17 protein-coding genes and 1 pseudogene are annotated in these 18,017 nt (G+C 70.1%); 9 read left to right on the top strand and 9 right to left on the bottom strand.

The window, feature by feature from the left end:
* Window positions 1–149: 149 nt before the first annotated feature.
* Together CW359_RS35140 and CW359_RS35135 are read right to left on the bottom strand one after the other, a co-directional pair.
* On the bottom strand, window positions 150–932 hold the full coding sequence (locus CW359_RS35140; protein ID WP_105974271.1) for an intradiol ring-cleavage dioxygenase: 783 nt from the start codon (window positions 930–932) through the stop codon (window positions 150–152).
* A 98-nt stretch (window positions 933–1,030) separates the two neighbouring features.
* Window positions 1,031–2,308: a cellulase-like family protein gene (locus tag CW359_RS35135; protein WP_105974270.1), complete on the bottom strand. Its 1,278-nt coding sequence runs from the start codon at window positions 2,306–2,308 to the stop codon at window positions 1,031–1,033.
* Window positions 2,309–2,384: 76 nt separating this feature from the next.
* Here CW359_RS35135 and CW359_RS35130 point away from each other — a divergent pair, with 76 nt between their 5' ends.
* The gene (locus CW359_RS35130; RefSeq protein WP_105974269.1) at window positions 2,385–4,433 is read left to right on the top strand and encodes a glycoside hydrolase family 2 protein; all 2,049 of its coding nucleotides are present in this window, start codon (window positions 2,385–2,387) and stop codon (window positions 4,431–4,433) included.
* A gap of 76 nt (window positions 4,434–4,509) precedes the next feature.
* On the opposite strand, the gene CW359_RS35125 is transcribed toward CW359_RS35130, so the two are convergent.
* From CW359_RS35125 to CW359_RS35115, 3 genes are all read right to left on the bottom strand, one after another.
* Window positions 4,510–5,439, bottom strand: a complete 930-nt coding sequence (locus tag CW359_RS35125; RefSeq protein ID WP_105974268.1) for a carbohydrate ABC transporter permease — start codon at window positions 5,437–5,439, stop codon at window positions 4,510–4,512.
* Complete coding sequence (locus CW359_RS35120) at window positions 5,436–6,341, bottom strand: carbohydrate ABC transporter permease (protein ID WP_105974267.1); 906 nt, start codon at window positions 6,339–6,341, stop codon at window positions 5,436–5,438. Before CW359_RS35120 ends, CW359_RS35125 begins: the two co-directional genes overlap by 4 nt.
* A 64-nt stretch (window positions 6,342–6,405) precedes the next feature.
* Complete coding sequence (locus tag CW359_RS35115) at window positions 6,406–7,752, bottom strand: ABC transporter substrate-binding protein (RefSeq protein ID WP_105974266.1); 1,347 nt, start codon at window positions 7,750–7,752, stop codon at window positions 6,406–6,408.
* Window positions 7,753–7,943: 191 nt separating this feature from the next.
* On the opposite strand from CW359_RS35115, the gene CW359_RS35110 reads away from it, so the two are divergent.
* From CW359_RS35110 to CW359_RS35085, 6 genes are read left to right on the top strand one after another with little or no spacing between them, the layout of a single operon-like run.
* Complete coding sequence (locus CW359_RS35110; protein ID WP_232838750.1) at window positions 7,944–8,687, top strand: SDR family NAD(P)-dependent oxidoreductase; 744 nt, start codon at window positions 7,944–7,946, stop codon at window positions 8,685–8,687.
* 46 nt (window positions 8,688–8,733) lie between these two features.
* Window positions 8,734–9,471 (top strand): FadR/GntR family transcriptional regulator, encoded by a 738-nt coding sequence (locus CW359_RS35105; RefSeq protein WP_105974264.1) that lies wholly within the window; start codon window positions 8,734–8,736, stop codon window positions 9,469–9,471.
* Window positions 9,468–10,613: a galactonate dehydratase gene (dgoD, locus tag CW359_RS35100; RefSeq protein WP_105974263.1), complete on the top strand. Its 1,146-nt coding sequence runs from the start codon at window positions 9,468–9,470 to the stop codon at window positions 10,611–10,613. The genes CW359_RS35105 and dgoD overlap by 4 nt, the downstream gene beginning before the upstream one ends.
* A 41-nt stretch (window positions 10,614–10,654) precedes the next feature.
* Entirely contained in the window at window positions 10,655–11,275 is a 621-nt protein-coding gene (locus CW359_RS35095) for a bifunctional 4-hydroxy-2-oxoglutarate aldolase/2-dehydro-3-deoxy-phosphogluconate aldolase (RefSeq protein WP_105974262.1), read from the top strand.
* 41 nt (window positions 11,276–11,316) lie between these two features.
* On the top strand, window positions 11,317–12,240 hold the full coding sequence (locus CW359_RS35090; protein WP_232838749.1) for a sugar kinase: 924 nt from the start codon (window positions 11,317–11,319) through the stop codon (window positions 12,238–12,240).
* A 15-nt stretch (window positions 12,241–12,255) separates the two neighbouring features.
* Complete coding sequence (locus CW359_RS35085; protein ID WP_105974261.1) at window positions 12,256–13,140, top strand: SMP-30/gluconolactonase/LRE family protein; 885 nt, start codon at window positions 12,256–12,258, stop codon at window positions 13,138–13,140.
* Between the two features lie 159 nt (window positions 13,141–13,299).
* On the opposite strand, the gene CW359_RS35080 is transcribed toward CW359_RS35085, so the two are convergent.
* A complete protein-coding gene (locus CW359_RS35080) occupies window positions 13,300–14,328 on the bottom strand; it encodes an amidohydrolase family protein (protein ID WP_105974260.1) in 1,029 nt (342 codons plus the stop codon).
* Between the two features lie 140 nt (window positions 14,329–14,468).
* On the opposite strand from CW359_RS35080, the gene CW359_RS35075 reads away from it, so the two are divergent.
* Both CW359_RS35075 and CW359_RS46845 read left to right on the top strand, forming a co-directional pair.
* Window positions 14,469–14,972 (top strand): hypothetical protein, encoded by a 504-nt coding sequence (locus tag CW359_RS35075; protein WP_232838742.1) that lies wholly within the window; start codon window positions 14,469–14,471, stop codon window positions 14,970–14,972.
* 54 nt (window positions 14,973–15,026) lie between these two features.
* Complete coding sequence (locus CW359_RS46845) at window positions 15,027–15,185, top strand: hypothetical protein (RefSeq protein ID WP_232838741.1); 159 nt, start codon at window positions 15,027–15,029, stop codon at window positions 15,183–15,185.
* Between the two features lie 383 nt (window positions 15,186–15,568).
* Here the strand turns inward: CW359_RS46845 and CW359_RS35065 are convergent, their stop codons facing one another.
* From CW359_RS35065 to CW359_RS35055, 3 genes and pseudogenes are all read right to left on the bottom strand, one after another.
* Window positions 15,569–16,501, bottom strand: a complete 933-nt coding sequence (locus CW359_RS35065) for an NADP-dependent oxidoreductase (RefSeq protein WP_105974259.1) — start codon at window positions 16,499–16,501, stop codon at window positions 15,569–15,571.
* 214 nt (window positions 16,502–16,715) lie between these two features.
* Window positions 16,716–17,585, bottom strand: coding sequence for a helix-turn-helix domain-containing protein (locus CW359_RS35060; RefSeq protein ID WP_105974258.1), 870 nt, complete (start codon window positions 17,583–17,585; stop codon window positions 16,716–16,718).
* Window positions 17,586–17,697: 112 nt separating this feature from the next.
* Window positions 17,698–18,017 (bottom strand): annotated as a pseudogene (locus CW359_RS35055) (type 1 glutamine amidotransferase domain-containing protein); the annotation flags it as partial.

The following is an 18,017-nucleotide window of genomic DNA, read 5'->3' as shown; positions in this document are numbered from 1 at the left end:
CCCACCCGGTCTCCCGTCGCCGACGAACGCCTCCTCCCGTCATGAGCCGCGCCCGGCGCTACCGGGGCGGTGGACAACGGCGGTTCCGAGGCGGCCTGCGGCTGCGCCTGAGCCGTGACGGATCCGGGGTGGATCCGGGGTGGGCTACGTCAGCTCGACTCCACCCCCACCGTCAGCGCCCCGGCGTATCCGGCCGAGGGCGAGCTGCCCAGGGCGGTCAGGGTGAGCAGACCGGACGCGGCGCCGCCGCCGTCGTAGATGGAGTCCTGGGTGAGCGTGGTGCGGGTGACCGTGTTGCTGCGGTAGGGGGCGATCGCCGCGACCGCCCGTGTGACGGACTCGGCGAAGTAGAGCTGGCCGGTGAAGAGTTCCCGGCCGCCGGTGAACGAGCCGTCGGGGGTGAGGCGGACGTTGACGTGGACCTTGAGGTGGATGTGGATGCACCGGCCCCGGTACCAGCCCGGGTAGACGGTGGTGATCCGTGCGACGCCGTTGGTGTCGGTGAGGACGCCGCCGCGCAGGAAGGTGCCGTTGTCGGGTTCGTTGTGGCCGTTCTCGCCGACGAATCCGGAGTACTCGCCGAGCACGTCGGCGTGCCAGACCTCCACCAGGGCGTTGTTCAGCGGGGCGCAGGTGTCGTCGTCGACGACGGTGAGGGTCAGCTGGAACGGGATGCCGGTCTTGTTCTCCCGGATGTCGGCGCAGACGTACTGCCCGTCGAGGTAGTAGGGGCCTTCGGTCATCTCCCTTGTGAGGGTGCAGACGGCCGCGGCGGCCACCGGGACGGTGTTCCCGGTGGCCGTGTCGGCTGTGGGGGCTTCAGATGTGACGGTGGCGCCCACGGCCAGGGCGGCGGCTGTGGCGCCGGAGGCGATCAGGACGCCGCGGCGGCCGATCGAGGTTGCCTGGGAGGGCTCTGAAGTGTCTGTCATGTACGCGACAATATAACGGAATCTGTGGGTCCGCTGTGGGTTCCGGGAAGTGAGTCGTTGTCAAGTCCCTTCTGGGGCAAGTGAGTTGGGGGTTGACTTCAGGCCGAGGTGACGCGGGAGTTGACCCGCCGCATCCAGTCCCGGTCGGTGTGCCACATGGGGTGGTGCGGGGCCGCGTTGGAGGTCAGGACGACGCCCCGGAAGCCGGCGGCGAGGCAGCGGTCGACCACGAACTCCGCGATGTCCTTGCCGACCGCGTCCTCCTCGAAGCGGGTGAAGAGGGGGGTGTAGCCGACGACGCCCTCGCCGAGGACGGCGGGGATGCCGCGGCGCTTGGCGAACTCGGCGACGGCGTCGACCCACCCGGCCAGCGTGTCCCGCATGCTCTGCCGGTGCGCCGGATAGTTCTCGTAGAGCCACAGGTCCCAGCGGTCGGGGTCCACCCAGTCGAGGGCGTAGAACAGCTCGCGCGGAATGCCCGTGGCGGCCAGCCGCCAGGGTTCGTCCGGCTGGTAGTCGGCGAAGTCGGGCGCGTCGGGGAGCAGCATGGCGGCCAGCACGGGGGTGGGCCAGGCTGCCGTCTCGGGCGCCGCCTCGGTGCCGTGGCCGAGTCCCGCCGCCTCGTAGAGGGCGCCGAGGACGCCGTACACGTAGAAGTGGAAGTGCGCGATCTGCGCACCCTCGGGCAGGTCGTCGATCTCGCTCGGCCAGGGCTCGCCCAGCGAGTAGGTGGCGGGGATGTCGGGGTGGCGGGCCTGCAGCAGCTTCACCGCGCGATCGAGAGGGCCGTGCAGGTAGGCGTAGTGGGTGACGCCGTCGCGTGGCACCAGGGAGCAGTTGTCGACCTCGTTGTGCACCTCGACGTAGGCGACCTGGCCGGTCAGTCCGCGTTCGGCGAGGAAGTCCAGCAGTGCGGCGAGCGACTCGGCCACCGCCTCGGCGCGCTCGGGCCCCGGGACCTCGGCCAGGGCGCGGTGCCAGGCGTCGGTGTCGGCGAAGCTGGGGGACTGCTGGTACTCCCAGGAGGAGACGATCACCTTGCAGTCGTGGCGGGCGGCGGCCTCGAACAGTTCCACGAGTCGTCGGCGGCCGTCCAGGAGGTAGCCGCCGTGGACGTCGTACCAGCGGGTGCGCTGGCCGAACTCCGCGCCCAGGCCGCGGACCTCGATGGAGTCGGGGTCGGGGACGCGTCCCGAGAACAGCAGGAAGGGCATGGCGCAGATGCGCACGGTGTTGAAGCCTCGGTCCACCGCCTCGGCGAAGGCGCGGTCGATGTCGGCAAACGGCTCACCGGGTCCCGCCTGGGTGTACCAGCTGAAGTCCCAGAGGGTGATGGCCATCGCCTGCTGCTGTGTCGTCGGCTGCTGTGTCGTCATAGGGGCACGGTAGCTCAATTCATTAATTATGAATAATGCTTGACAGGTGTGGCGGGACTGCTCAGGCTCAGGTGCCATGACCGAATCCAGCCACCCGTCCCGACGCACCGTCGTCACGGCACTCGGCGCGGCGGCCTTCGTCGCCCTGCCTGCCTGGCCGGCGACCGCGCGGGCCGCAGACGGCACCGCCGCTGCCGCCGCGAACGGCCCGGTGCTCGACACCCACCCCGCCACCGAGCCCTCCGGCACCCATGTGCGCGCCGTAGGCGGCACCAACGTCGTCTTCCAGTACGGCGCGGTGCTCCCCGCCTTCGACGGCTGGCGCACCCAAGAGCGCACCCGCGACTACCTGTCCCTGGACAAGCGGTGGCGCTTCCGTTTCGATCCCGCCGACCAGGGGCTCGACAAGGGGTGGCAGTCCCCGCACCATGACGACCGGTCATGGGGCCACATCGACGTGCCGTCGGCCTGGGACCTGCTGGACACCCCCGGCTTCGGCTCGGAGAGCACCCCCTTCGGCAAGGGCACGGCGTTCGCCGACGGCTACGCCTGGTACCGCACCACCATCGACGTGCCCGCGTCCTGGCGGGCCAGGCACGTCCGCATCGCCTTCCTGGCCGTCGGCTACAGCGCCGAGGTCTGGCTCGACGGCACACACCTCGGCAAGCACGAGGGCGCCAACTCGCCCTTCGCCCTTCCGGTGGCGGGCGCGCTCCGGCCCGGAAGGCGCCAGACGCTCGCCGTACGGGTCTTCCGCCGCGCGAGCTACACCGACTACCTGGCCGCCACCCCGACGCCGGTCACCGACGACCACGAACTCCCGTACAAGCCCGTCGACTACTGGCCCTACGCCGGGCTGACCCGCTCGGCCTGGATCGAGGCCGTCCCTCAGGTCACCATCGCCAAACTGCTCGCCGTCGGCGCGAACGGGCGACTCGAGGCACGCGCGGTCGTCGAGAACCACAGTGCCTCCGACTTCGAGGGCCGGCTCACGCTGGACCCCGGCCGGGAGAGTGGCGGTAAGCCCGTGGTGGTCACGGCCCGGATCGCGGCCCGCTCGGCAGGCGTCGTACGCGTCTCGGTCCCGATCCCGCACGCCCCGCGCTGGAGCCCGGCCTCGCCGCGCACGCTCACCGCCCGCGCCACCCTGACCGCCGGGAGGCAGGCGGGCCCGCGGGTGGACACGCTGTCCACCGTGTACGGCGTACGTGAACTGGCCATCAGCAACGCGCAGTTGCGGCTCAACGGCAAGCCGCTGTTCCTCAAGGGCCTCAACTGGCACGAGGAGACGGCCGCGCACGGCAGGGCGATGAAACCCGCCGAGTACGACCGGGAACTCGGCCACCTCACGAAACTCGGCGCCAACTTCGTCCGCAACTGCGTCTACAACCGCCACCCGTACGTCTACGACTGGGCGGACGAGCACGGCGTACTGGTGATGGACGACATCGACACGATGTGGCTCAACACCGCCCAGGAGAAGCTCCAGACCGAGCGCTACGGCCTCGCCCGCGCCCTGGCCCTGACGATGGCGTGGAACCAGCACAACCACCCCTCGGTGATCCTCTGGGGGCTGCAGAACGAGTCGGAGATCGACGCCGCCGGCGCTCCGGTCTACCGGGCCTGGCTCGCCGATCTCAAGGCGGCCGTGAAGTCGGTCGACCTCACCGCCCGTCCGGTGACGTGGGCGTCCAACACCAGCAACGACCCCGCCTTCGACCTCGCCGACGTGATCGGGTTCAACGAGTACTTCGGCTACTTCTACGGCAAGGACGCCGACCTCGGCCCCACGCTCGACGCGGTGCACGCGAAGTACCCCGACAAGCCGATCCTGATCACCGAGAACGGCACCTGGTCCGTGGCCGGCACCCACGGCCCCGACACCACGCAGGGTACGGAGGAGTGGCAGGCGGCGAGCTTCAGCGCCCACTGGGCGCAGGTGACCGCGCGCAGCGCGTTCGTCGCCGGGTTCACCTACTGGGTGCTCAAGGACTACAAGGAGCGCGCCGGGTACAACCAGGACTACAACGGGATCTCCGTGATGGGTCTGGTGACGTTCGCGGAGGAGCGGCCCAAGGTGGTCTACGACGTCTTCCGGAAGGCGGCCCTGCCGGGCGGCAGGTGAGCGGCAACGGCTGAAGCGCTGAAAGGCTGAAGGGGGGAGGGGCATTTTGCCCCTCCCCCCTTCAGCCTTTGAACTCTCAGCCCTTGACGCTGCCCTCGGTCAGACCGCTGCGCCAGAAGCGCTGCAGGGCGACCATCGCGATCATCAGAGGCACGACGGAGACGAAGGCACCGCCGACGGTCAGCTGGTAGAGCTGTGGCTGGCGGTCGGCGAAGGACTGCCACGACGTCAGGCCGAGGGTGATGGGGTACAGCTTGGAGTCGGACAGCATGACCAGCGGCAGGAAGTAGTTGTTCCAGATGCCGACGAACTGGAACAGGAAGATCGTCACCAGCGCGGGGGTCATGATGCGCAGAGCGACGGCCCTGAAGATGCGGACCTCGCTCGCGCCGTCGATGCGGGCCGCCTCCAGCAGTTCGTCCGGGATGGACGCCGCGGCGTAGATCCGGCACAGGTACACGCCGAAGGGGCTGACGAAGCTCGGCAGCAGTACGGCCCAGTAGGTGTTGGCGAGGCCGGCCTGGCTGAACAGCAGGTACATGGGCAGGGCCAGTGCCGTGGCGGGGATCAGGACGCCACCCAGCACGATGTTGAAGATCGTGTCGCGGCCGGCGAAGGAGAACTTGGCCAGCGCGTAGCCGGACATCGCGGCCAGCAGCGTCGCCACGGCCGCGCCGACGCCCGCGTACAGCAGGCTGTTGGCGGCCCAGCGCAGGTAGATCGCGTCGTCGTAGGTGACCACCTGGCGGATGTTGCTCAGGAACTGGGGATTGGAGAACCACAGCCCGAAACTGCCGAACAGGTCACCGGTGGACTTGGTCGACGCCACGGCCAGCCAGTACACCGGGAGCAGGAAGTACCCGGCGGCTGCCACCAGCAGGCCGGTGACGACGATACGACTGCGGGTGGTGACCCCGGTGATGCCGCCGCGCGGCGTTGAGCTGCTGGCGGAGGGCGGTGTCTCTTCCCTCGGCCGGATCTCGCGGGCCGGTGTCTGGAGACTCACGTGTTCCCGCCTTTCCTGTTGATCAGCCGCAGGAATCCGAAGGACAGCACGAACGCGGCGAGGGCGAGCAGCACCGCCTCGGCGGCGGCGAGGTGGTAGTTGTCGTTGGTGAACGCCTCGTTGTAGGCGCTGAGGTTGGGCGTGTAGGAGCTGTCGATACTCGACGAGACGGGCTTGAGCACCAGCGGTTCCGCGAAGAGTTGCAGCGTGCCGATGATGGTGAAGACCGTGGTGAGGATCAGCGCCGGGCGCAGCATCGGCAGTTTGACGTGCCGGACCGTCTGCCACGCGCTGGCGCCGTCGATGCGGGCGGCCTCGTACAACTCGGCGGGGATGGTGCGCAACTGGGCGACGAGAACAAGGACGTTGTAGCCGGCGAACTCCCAGGTGACGATGTTCGCGATGGACCACAGGACCGTGCTTCCGCCCAGCAGGTCGACCGACACCCCCAGGTGGCGCATGCCGTCCACGAGAGGGCTGACGCCCGGTACGTACAGGAAGCCCCACAGGATGGACGCGATGACGCCCGGAACGCCGTAGGGCAGGAAGAAGGAGGCGCGGAAGAACCGCACGCCCCTGGCCGACGCGCTGTCAAGGAGCAGTGCGAGACCGGCGGCCAGCACGACCATCACCGGCACCTGGACGGCCGCGAACAGCAGTACGCGGCCGACGCTGCGGACGAAGGCGTGGTCGGACAGGGCGTCGGAGTAGTTGCGCAGCCCCGCGAAGACGGTGTGGCTGCCGCCGAGGCCGAGAGAGCCGGTGTGCTCGACGTCCATGACGCTCTGGTAGACGGCGTAGCCGATGGGGAGGGCGAAGGTCAGCAGGAACAGCAGGAGGAAGGGCGCGACAAAGGCGAACGGCGCCAGGTTTCTGCGGCGGCGGGGTGCTCGGGTAGCCATCAGGGTTCTTTCTGGAGCCCGGAGGGGAGATCGGCAACGGCTGTGTCGCGCCCTCCGGAGACGGTCACTGGCCGGTGGAAACCTTCAGACCCTTCTTCTGCAGGTCCTCGACGGTCTGCTTCTGGGCCTGCTTGACCGCGGAGACGAACGTGCCCTTGCCGGCCAGGGCGGCCTGGAAGCCGTCGTTGAGGTGCTGGTAGGTGGCGTCGATCGTGGGAATCCACTTCCACGAGTTGTCGATGCTCTTGTCCGCCTGGGCGAAGACCTCGTTGTACTTCTGGCCGCCGAAGAACGGCGACGGCTTGTCCAGCGAGGAGCCCTTGTACCCGTCGGCCGAAGCCGGCCAGCCGTAGCCGCCCTGCAGCAGCAGGTCGACGCTCGCGGGGTCGGTGTTGAGCCACTCGGCGAACTTCAGGGCCTCGGGGATGTGCTTGGCACCCTTGAGGACGGCGGTGGAGGAACCGCCCCAGTTCGCGGACACGTTGGCGCCCTTCGTCCACTGCGGCATGGGCGCGACCGCCCATTTGCCGGTGGTCTGGGGGGCGTTGCCGCTGATGATGGCGTCACCCCACTGGGCGCTGACCCACGACGTGATGCCACCGGTCTGCAGGTCCTTGTACCAGCCGTTGGCGAAGTCGGGTTCGGTCTTGATGACCTTCTTGGTGCGCAGGTCGTCCCAGAAGGCGGCGACCTTGAGGGTCTCCGGGGAGTCGATGTCCACCGTCCAGGTGTCGCCGTTCACGCCGAACCACTTGGCGCCGGCCTGCCAGGCGAGGGCGGTGAACCAGGCGGAGTTGCCGGCCGGGAAGGTGCTGATGTAGGCCTTCGGGTCGGCGTCGTTGATCTTCTGCGCGGCCTGGGCGAACTCCGCCCAGGTGGCGGGCGGCGTGATGCCCCACTTCTTGAACAGGTCGGCGCGGTAGAACAGGCCCATCGGGCCGGACGCCTGGGGGATCGCGTAGACCTTCGAGTCGAAGACCCCCTGCTGCCACTGCCAGTCCACGAACTTCGAGCGGTCCTTGTCCGCGCCGTACTCGGACAGGTTCACCAGGCCGTTCTCCAGCAGGAACGAGGGGATCTCCTGGTACTCCACCTGGGCCAGGTCGGGCGCGTTGCCGCTCTTGAGGGCGGCGCGCATCTTGGCGTAGCCGCCGCTGCTGCCCGCCGGGATCTTCTCCAGCTTGACGCGGATGTCCGGGTGCGTGGCGTTCCACTTGTCGACAGCCTTGTCGACGCCGGGAACCCACGACCAGAAGCGCAGGTCGACCTTCTGGCCGGGCTTGGCCGGTTGCTGGACCGCGGGATCCTTCGAATCGGTCGAACCCCCGCAGGCGGAGATCAGCAGGGACGCGGCGGCAAGGGTGGCTACGAGTGCGCCCCGGCTTCTGCGGCGGGGTGTGGTGCGGCTCATGGGAGGAGGTCCTTCCTAGCTTCGTACTGGAGGTGCCTGGTGCATGCGGGTCAGTGTCGGAGCGGCGCCGCCATGCCGTCAAGATATATTCATAATTAATTGAAACAGCTATGGTGAGTGCAGACAGCAGGCAGGGCAGCAGCCAGCAGGCACCAAGAGGGGAGACGCACGCGATGACGGAGTGCCGCAGGATGACGGGGCGGGTGGCGCTGATCACCGGCGCCGCGCACGGAATCGGCGCCGCCACGGCCCGCAGGCTCGCGGACGAGGGCGCGACCGTCGTGGTCACCGACGTCGACGACGCTGCGGGCAAGGCGGTCGCCGACGCCATCGCGGACAGCGGGGGACACGCGGAGTACGTGCGGTGCGACGTGACCTCGGCCGCCGACTGGGAGAACCTGGCCCGGCACGTCGCCGAGCGCCACGGCCGCCTCGACGTGCTGCACAGCAACGCCTTCGCCCAGGTCAACAAGCCCGCCCACGAGTTGAGCGAGGCCGAGTGGGACGGTCAGATGGCCGTACTGCTCAAGCCGGCCTGGCGGGCCATGAAGACCTTCGCGGGCATGCTGCGCGAGGCCGGCGGCTCCGTCGTCCTCACCTCCTCGGTGCACGCGGTCATCGGCCTGCCGGGCCATGCCGCGTACGCCGCCGCGAAGGGCGCGCTGTGCTCGCTGGGACGACAACTCGCCGTCGAGTACGGTCCTGACATCCGGGTCAACACGGTGTTGCCCGGCCCCATCCTCACCGCCGCGTGGGACGGCATCCCGGAGTCCGACCGGGCCCGCAGCGTGGCGGCCACGGCGGCGAAGCGGTTCGGTCGCCCGGAGGAGGTGGCTGCCGCCGTCGCTTTCCTGGCATCGGCGGACGCCGCCTACGTGACCGGGGCGAGCCTGGTCGTGGACGGCGGATGGAGCGTCATGAAGGAGTCCTCGTGAACGGCGCGCACAGCGCCGCGGGGACCGAGCGGAAACGGAGCACGTGGTGACCCAACCCCCCAGAGGGCTGCACGGTCAGGCAGTGGAGGAGCTGGGCAGACGCATCATCCGCGGCGACTACCCTCCGGGCTCCGTGGTGGACCCGGTCGGATTCGAGACGGAACTCGGCGTCAGCAAGACCGTCGTGCGCGAGGCGCTGCGCGTGCTGGCCTCCAAGGGGCTGCTCGAGTCGAGGCAGAAACGCGGTACGACCATCCGGCCGCGCGCCGACTGGAACCTGCTCGACAGCGACCTGCTGCGCTGGCAGGGCAGCAGCGCTCCGACCGAGGGCTTCCTGGAGGATCTCGCCGAGGTCCGCGCCATCGTCGAGCCCGCCGGAGCCCGGTTCGCCGCGACCCGCCGTACGCCCGCCGACCTGGACGCCATGCGGCAGGCGCTCGAAGCGATGGCAGCCGCCGGGACCGATGCCGACGCCATGGTCGAGGCCGATCTCGCCTTCCACCGCGCCCTGTTGGACGCCGCGCACAACGAACTGCTCAGCCGCATGGAGGTCGTCATCGAGGCCGGCCTGCGCGTACGCGACCGCATCGTGCACGGCGCCCAGCACTTCTCCGACTCCATCCCCGTGCACCAGGACCTGCTGGACGCGGTGGAAGCGGGCGACCCGGACGCCGCCGTCGCCGCCGTCGAGTCGCTCCTGGCCCAGGCGTCCGACGACCTGGCGGCCGTACGGGCGGACCGCGACGAAACCGCGAACGACCCGCTTCCGAAGGAAGTTCCTTGAAGATAACCGGACTTGAGACGTTCCTGGTGGCCCCGCGCTGGCTGTTCCTGCGCGTCGCCACCGACGAGGGGATCACCGGCTGGGGCGAACCCGTCGTCGAGGGCCGCGCCGAGACCGTACGCGCCGCGGTCCACGAACTCGCCGACTACCTGGTGGGCCGGGACCCGCTGCGCATCGAGGACCACTGGCAGGTACTCACCAAGGGCGGCTTCTACCGGGGCGGCCCCATCCTCTCCAGCGCGGTCGCCGGCATCGACCAGGCCCTCTGGGACATCGCGGGCAAGACCTACGGCGTCCCCGTCCACCGCCTCCTCGGCGGCCCGGTACGCGACCGCGTCCGCATGTACGCCTGGATCGGCGGCGACCGCCCCAGTGACGTCGCGGAGTTGGCCGAGGAACAGATGAAGGCGGGCTTCACCGCAGTCAAGATGAACGCCTCGGCCGAACTCGCCCCGATCGACACCCCCGCCCGCACCGCCGAGGTCGTCGAACGCGTCGCGGCCGTCCGCGAAGTGCTCGGCGACGAACGGGACATCGCCGTCGACTTCCACGGCCGCGCCTCCACCGCCATGGCACGCCGCCTGCTGTCCCGACTGGAGCCGCTGCACCCGCTGTTCGTCGAGGAACCCGTAGCGCCGGAGCACTCGGCCAACCTGCGCGGCCTGGTGGAGTCCACCAGCATCCCCCTCGCCACTGGCGAACGCCTCTACTCCCGCTGGGACTTCCGCGAGGTACTGGCCAGCGGCATCGCCGTCGCCCAGCCCGACCTGTCGCACGCCGGCGGCATCTCCGAGGTCCGCCGCATCTCGGCCATGGCCGAGACGTACGACGTCACCATGGCCCCGCACTGCCCCCTCGGCCCGATCGCCCTCGCCGCGAGCCTCCAGATCGCCTTCTCCGTACCGAACTTCCTCATCCAGGAACAGAGCATGGGCATCCACTACAACCAGCGGGCCGACCTGCTGGAGTACGTGATGGACCCCGAACCCTTCCGCTTCCGGGACGGCTACGCCGTCGCGAGCACCGCTCCCGGGCTCGGCGTCGACATCGACGAGAAGGCGGTACGCCGCGCCGCCGAGGTCGGACACCGCTGGCGCAACCCTGTCTGGCGGGGCGCCGACGGGGCGTTCACCGAATGGTGACCGCCGCCCGTGAACCGAACACCCAAGGAAGGCCCGCTCCTGTGAACCTGGTGGAATCGCTCCGCGCCCACCGCCTGCTGGCGATCGTCCGGGGCAAGGACCCCGACGCGGCCCTGAACACCGTACGCACCCTCGCCGAGGAGGGCATCGCGGCCGTCGAGGTCTCGCTGACCACCACGGACGCCCTGACCGTCATCCGGCGGGCCCGCGCCGAACTCGGCCCCGACGCACTCCTCGGCGCCGGCACCGTCCGCTCGGCCGCAGACGCCGAACGCGCCGTGGAGGCCGGTGTGTCGTACCTGGTCACTCCCGCCGTGGTCGAGGGCCTCACGGCGTTCGGCGTCCCGGTGCTGATGGGTGCCCTGACCCCGACCGAGATCGAGACCGCCCTCGCCCAGGGCGCTGACGCCATCAAGCTCTTCCCCGGTTCGCTGGGCGGCCCCGGCTATCTACGGGCGCTGCGCGACCCGTTCCCCGAGGTGCCCTTCGTGCCGGTCGGCGGGGTCGACGCGCGGGCGGCCCGCGACTATCTGGACCGGGGCGCCCTCGCCGTCGGCGTCGGCTCACCCCTGATCGGGGACGCGGCGGACGGCGGCGACCTGGAGCAACTGCGCGTTCGCGCGGCCGAGTTCCGCAAGGTGGCGGCGGAGGAGTCGCAGTGACGGCACCGCCCGCGCCGGACGTGGTGACCTTCGGGGAGACGATGGCGGCGCTACGGGCCCGGGGCGCACTGCGGCTCGGCGGCGACCTCGGACTGTCCGTCGCCGGGGCCGAGTCCAACGTCGCGATCGGACTGGCCCGGCTGGGGCACCGGGTGCGCTGGGCTGGCCGCGTCGGTGCGGACGAACTCGGCGCACTGGTCCTGCGCACGCTGCGCGCCGAGGGAGTCGACACGGAATACGCCGTCACCGACGACACCGGCCGACCCACGGGACTGCTCCTGACCGAACCGCGCCTGGGCACCCTCACCCGCGTCAACTACTACCGCACCGGTTCGGCGGGTTCGGCCCTCACCCCGGCCGACGTCCTGCCCGCACTGACTCCCGGGACCCGCATCCTGCACCTGACCGGCATCACCCCGGCACTCGGCGGGTCGGCCGCCGAATCAGTCCTGGCCGCCGCCACGGCAGCCCGCGCGGCAGGCATCACCGTATGCCTCGACGTCAACCACCGCTCCCGGCTGTGGACTTCGGACCAGGCGCGCGAGGCCCTCCGCCCGCTGCTGGCGCACATCGACCTGCTCATCGCCTCCGAGGACGAGCTGCCGCTGGTGCAGGAAGCAGCGCCCGGTGGGGGCGAGTCCGAGACCGTGCGGAGCTTGCTGGCGGCAGGCGTTGCGGAGGTCGTCGTCAAGCGGGGCGCTCGGGGCGCGACCGTCTTCACCGCCGACGGACCAACCGACCGCGCCGCGCGAGAAGTTGACGCGGTAGATCTGGTCGGGGCGGGCGACGCCTTCGTGGCCGGATACCTGTCCGGACTCCTCGACGGCGCGGACGTCCCCGCCCGACTGCACCGGGCCGTCACGACGGCGGCTTTCGCCGTCGCGACCCGGGGCGACTGGGAGGGCCTGCCGACCCGGGACGAACTCGGCCTGCTCGACCGGCCCGAGGGCACGACCATCCGCTGACTCAGGAGACGGAACATGACACCAACGGCAGCGGCGACGCGCGTCGTCGTGGACGGAGGGTACGAACTCGCCGAGGGAGGCCGCTGGTTCGACGGCCGCTATGTGTACGTCGACATCCTCAGCGGCCGGCTCTTCGAACTGCGCGAAGACACCGGCGGGGTACTGCGCGAACTGGCCCGACTGGACGTGCCGTTGGGCGCCGTCGCACCGGTGGCCGATCAGCCGGGCGCATGGATCGCCGCCGCGGGCACCGGCATTGTGCTGATCGCCGCCGACGGCACACTGGAGTGGCTGGACCGCCCCGAGGACCGTACGCCGGTTCCCAGCCGGATGAACGACGGCGTCGCCGATCCCGCCGGCCGCTTCTGGGCGGGCAGCATGGCGTACGACGGCACTGCTGGCGCGGGCTCGCTTTACCGAACGGACGCCGATGGCACGGTCGTACGCGTCCTCGACGGCCTGACCATCGCCAACGGCCCGGCGTTCACCCCCGACGGCACGACGATGTATTTCGCCGACACGGCCGCCGGCACCATTTTCCGCTGCCGGGTAGACCTCGTCTCGGGCGACCTCTCCAGCGATCTGGAGACCTTCGCCCGACTACGCGACGAGGACGGCAGCCCCGACGGAATGACCGTCGACGACGAGGGCTGCCTGTGGGTCGCGATGTGGGGCACGGGCGCGGTGCGCCGGTACCACCCCGACGGCCGCCTACTGCAAACCCTGACTGTGCCGGCCCCGCACCCCACGTCGGTGTGCCTGCACCCTGACTACGGCCGCCTCTTCGTCACCACGGCCAGGTACGGGGTGAGGTCCCCGACCGCGGCTTCCGGCGCGGTGCTCACTGTCTCCGTACCGGTCAGGGGGGTGCGAGCCTGCTCCTGGCGGGGAGGGCGCTGAAGCAGACGTTTGATCACGCACACACGGACGTGCTCGGGACATCCGCGCTGCTCGCCGACTCACCATCGACGAACAGGTGTAAGGGTGTTGCCGAACGGGGCCCGCTCCTCCCAGCCATGACCCGTGTCGGTGATGGCGCCGGCGGAGTCGCGGATTTCCTCAGGTACCGGTTCGGGTCTGCCGGTCCCCGACGGCGTGGTGCAGCCGGCCTCGGGCCGCGACCAGCTCGACGGCGCGCAGAGCCGCGACGCTCTCCAGCGGGTCGTCGCCGACGACCACGACGTCGGCATCGAGCCCGGGTGCCAGGCGGCCGGTGCGTTCGCGCAGGCCGATCGCGCTCGCGGTGTCCGCCGTGGCGAGAGCCAGGATCCGGTCCCGGGAGAACCCGAGGTGTTCGAACAGTTCCAGACTCCCGGCGAAATCGTCGAACGGGGCATCGGGGATGCCAGCGTCGGTGCCTGTGATCAGCCGGACACCCTGCTCGTCGAGCCAACGGACGCGACCGAGGAGGCGGCCGGCGATCCTCTCGCCGTACTTGGTGGCGTAGTTGCGCCAGTCCGCGCTGATGGCCGCGCATACGTGGACGCCCTGCTGGGCCATCGTGCGGGCGGTTTCGACCGGCTCGTCGAAACCGCGGCCGTTCGCCCAGGTGCAGTGCTCAATGGTGTCCACCCCGGCGGCCACCGACGCCTCGATGCCCGCGGTGCCGTGGGCATGCGCGGCCACTGCCTTGCCCGCGCGCCGGGCCTCGTCGATCGCCGCGCCGAGTTCCGCCTCGGTGAACTGGGACTCCCACATGGCGGATCCACCCGGCGTGAGATGGCCACCGGTGACCATGACCTTGATGAGGTCCGCGCCCTGCCGGACGTTGTGCCTGACCAGGTCCCGGATGGCCTGCTCGCCTCCCACCTGGCCGCCGAAGAACCAGCAGTGCCCGCCCGGAAGGGTGAGCGGAGCGGTGGCGGTGAGCATGCGCGGGCCCGCGACGTCCCCGGCCGCGATGGAGTCACGCAGCCGTACGGCGAGCCCACCGCGGTCCCCGAGATCGCGGACCGTCGTGACCCCCGTGCGCAGCAGTTGATGAGCCCGGTCGGTCATCGCGGAGAGGAGTTCGGAGTCGTCCGACCTCTTCAGCGTTTCCACCGGGTCCGGTCCCGCGTCGAACGCGAGGTGGACGTGGGCGTCGATGAGTCCGGGGGGACGGACAGCCTTTTGTACGGGGGAGCTGACACCGCTTGTTGCTCAGAGCGGGGAACGCCCGGTTTCCCCGGAGGGCATTGTTGCTGAGTTCTGGCAACGCCCGGGGGCTTGTGGCCGGAGCTCTGGAAGTGACCGTGGCCCCGGGGACACGGCTGGATGCCTACAAGCCGTTGATCGACCAGATGCTGCGGGTTGACCTGGACGCCCCGCGCAAGCAGCGGCACACCGTCAAGCGGATCTTCGACCGGCTGGTCGACGAGCACGCGGCGGAGGGGGTCACCTATCCGAGGGTCCGGGCCTATGTCGCCGAGAGGCGTCCGCAGACCAAAGCCGAGGCGGGCCGCGGACCGGTGAACGCGTTCATTCCGCAGACCCACCGGCCCGGGGCGGAGGCGGAGGTCGACTTCGGGGACATGAAGGTACGCCTGGCCGGCGAGCTGGTCACCTGCTACCTGTTCGCGATGCGCCTGTGCTGGTCGGGCAAGGCGGTGCACCGCGTCTTCGCCTCCTGCGGTCAGGAGGCGTTCCTGGAGGGCCACGTCCAGGCTCTATGCGTGCTGGGCGGCGTCCCGACGGGCAAGGTCCGCTACGACTGTGAGGATGATCAGGTGCCGCTTCGAGCGGTGGCCTGACGCGCTACGACTGGCCTCGTGCCCTGAGTGTTGATCTGTCGACCACCGCCCGGAGTGGCACCAGTCCAGGCCGACGCCGCGGAGGAGATCCTGCTCGGCGTGGACCCCCACAAGGACGTCCACGCCGCAGCCGTATTCACCGTCCTCGGCGTCATCCTGGACGGCCGCACCTTTCCAGCTGCCACCGAGAGCTATCGCCAACTCGCCGCCTGAGTCCGCTCGTTCGGCATGTTGCGACGAGCCGGAAGGGAGTGCACTGGCTCCTACGGCGCCGCGCTGCCCCGCCGCCTCAGTGCCGAAAGCATCGTCTCCTTGAGCGGCGGTCGTGTGGGCGGTCGAACACGGTCGCCGCGATGTGCAGGTGCCGACTGGTGGGACGGCTACCGGCGGCCTGCGGCGAAACGACCGACCGTCGGCCGTGAGCGGGCTCCAACAGGCCGATCCTGTACAGCGGCCGACGATCCGGGCCGCCGATGTCGGAACCCCGTACCCCATGAGCCGCGAGCGCATCGCGCAGTACACCGGATCGTTCTCTGGTCCCCCCTCGGTCCGGATGGCGGCCGGCCGCCGCGCTCGACCGGCCGTCACAGGAATGCTCAGAAAGTGAGGACCACCCGGCCTCGGAGGCCGCCCGCGGCCAGCAGCCGATGCGCCTCGGCGGCCTGCTCCACCGGAAGAGTCCTCGCCACCCTGAGAGTGATCTCCCCTGCCTCGACCTGGCGACGGAGACGGTCGAGCTTGGCCTGCTCCCGGGCGTAGGTGAACACGACGATCGGCTCGAAGACGACCTCCCGTTCGCCGGGGCCGTCGAATCCGCGCAGACTGACCACCCGGCCGCCGTCGCGGACAGCCCGGGCGGTGAGCGCACCGAACCCGGCTCCGTCGATGAGACCGTCGACCCCTTCCGGGACCTCCCCGCGCACCCGGTCCGGATACTCGGCACCGCGACGGAGCACGAGGTCGGCGCCCAGTTCCTTGATCAAGGCCTCGTCCTGCCCGGCGGCGTCGGCCACCACCCTCAGCCCGTCCGCCTTGGCGAGCTGAACGGCGTAGCCGCCCACCGCGCCGGCCGCTCCGGTGATCGCGACGGTCTGGCCGGGTTCCAGGCCGAGGGTGTCCAGGGCCAGACGGGCGGTCAGACCGTTCATCGGGAGGGACGCGGCCTGTGCGTCGGTCGTGCCTTCGGGAGCGCGGACGACGGATTCAGTCGGGACCACGACCTGCTCGGCATAGGCGCCGCCGGCTCCGCTCGCGAGCACGATCGCCGTCACCCGGTCGCCGACGTCCAGATCGGTGTCCGTGTCCGGGCCGATCTCGTCGACCACGCCCGCGGCCTCCATACCGGGAACGAAGGGCATCGGGGTGTCGGGGCGCCCGGCGAAGCCGCCGCGCTGGAGAGCGTCCACCGCGTTGACAGTGGCGGCGTGCACCCGGATGCGAATCTGGCCCGGGCCTGTCTCGGGGACCGGCAGCTCCAGGACCTGGAGTACCTCCGGCCCACCGAATTCCGTGAAACCTACAGCTCTCATGGGTGTTTTCCCTTGTTGCTCGGCAAACCGTCGTTTGAGGTCTCCGACGCTCCCGCCTCGGGCGCACCGGGAAAAGGGGAAGGTTGTTGGCCGGGATCCGCGCAGTGGGGGGATGAATCCTTCCCCCTGTGACACCGTCATCCGGTGCACGGACGCCGATGTCGATGTCGATGTCGCAGGGGTCCCAGCGTCCACACGTCGGTACGGCCCTTCGTCACCCGACCGTGCCCGACGCCGTCGGTTTCCTGTCGGCGACCCAGGAGGCGAGGAGGCGGAGTCCGTCGTGGGTGGGGGTGCCGGGTGGGGCGGTCCAGACGATCATGTGCTGGTCGGGATCTACGGCGCAGGTGAGGGTGTCCCAGTCGAGGGTGAGGTCGCCGACGGCGGTGTGGCACAGCTTCTTGGTGCCTCGGAGGCGTGCGGCGACGTCGTGTTCGGTCCACCGCTGGCGGAATTGTGTGTCCCGGGCGGAGAGTTCGTGGACCAGCGCGGTGAGTTTCTGGTCGCCGGGGTAGCGGGCGCTTTCCATGCGTAGCTGGGCGATGGCCAGGCGGGTGACTTCTTCCCAGTCGGCGTACAGTTCGCGCATCCAGGGCTCGGTGAAGAGCAGGCGGACGAAGACGCGTTCGGGTTCGGGGTAGGTGCCGAAGTCGGTCCAGAGGGCGGCGGCGAGTTGGTTCCAGCCGAGGATGTCGGTGCGTCGGCCGATGACGAAGGCGGGGGAGGTGGTGAGGTCGTCGAGCAGGTGCTGGAGTTGTGGATCCAGGCGCTGGCGTTGGTCGGGTGTGGAGGGTCGTGCGCTCTGTTTCGCGGCGAGCTCGAAGAGGTAGGTGCGCTGGTCGTCGTTGAGGCGCAGAACCTGGGCGATTTCGTCGAGGAGGGGCGCTGAGGCCTGGAGACGGCCTTGTTCGATGCGCGTGTAGTACTCGGTGCTGATGGCTGCGAGGAGGGCTACTTCCTCTCGGCGCAGGCCGGAAACCCGTCGTCGTTGTCCCCCTCGGAGGCCGACATCGGAGGGACTGAGCTCGGCCCGGCGGGCCTTGAGGAACTCACCCAGCTCGTTGAGCTGCGGGTTGCGCTGCATGGTCTACGGCCTCGCACGGGGTATCTGCTTCTTTTTGGGGTTGGGGCGACCTGGCGGCCCGGTGGGCTGTGAGCGGGTACCGGGCCGCTGCGCGGCTCTGTGACCCGGAATGTCAGCCGAGCGCCTTTACGAGTTCCCTGGCCAACGGGACCGCCGAGCCCGGGTTCTGGCCGGTGAAGAGCGTGCGGTCGACTTCGATGTGCGGGGTGAAGGGCTCGGTCTCCTGGTAGTGGGCGCCGAGTTCGTTGACGAGGCGGTCCTGGAGGAGCCATTTTGCGCGGTCGGCGAGGCCGTTCTGCTTCTCTTCGGCGTTGGAGAGGCCGGTCAGGCGGTAGCCGGTGTAGGGGGAGGTTCCGTCGGGGCCGATGGTGGCGAGGAGTGCGGCGGGTCCGTGGCAGACGAGGGAGACGGGTTTGCCGGAGGCGAGCCATT

Source organism: Streptomyces geranii (genome assembly GCF_002954775.1).
GTDB classification, from domain to species: domain Bacteria; phylum Actinomycetota; class Actinomycetes; order Streptomycetales; family Streptomycetaceae; genus Streptomyces; species Streptomyces geranii.
Note: the sequence above shows the minus strand (reverse complement) of the source record. Positions and strands in the feature narration are given on the sequence as shown.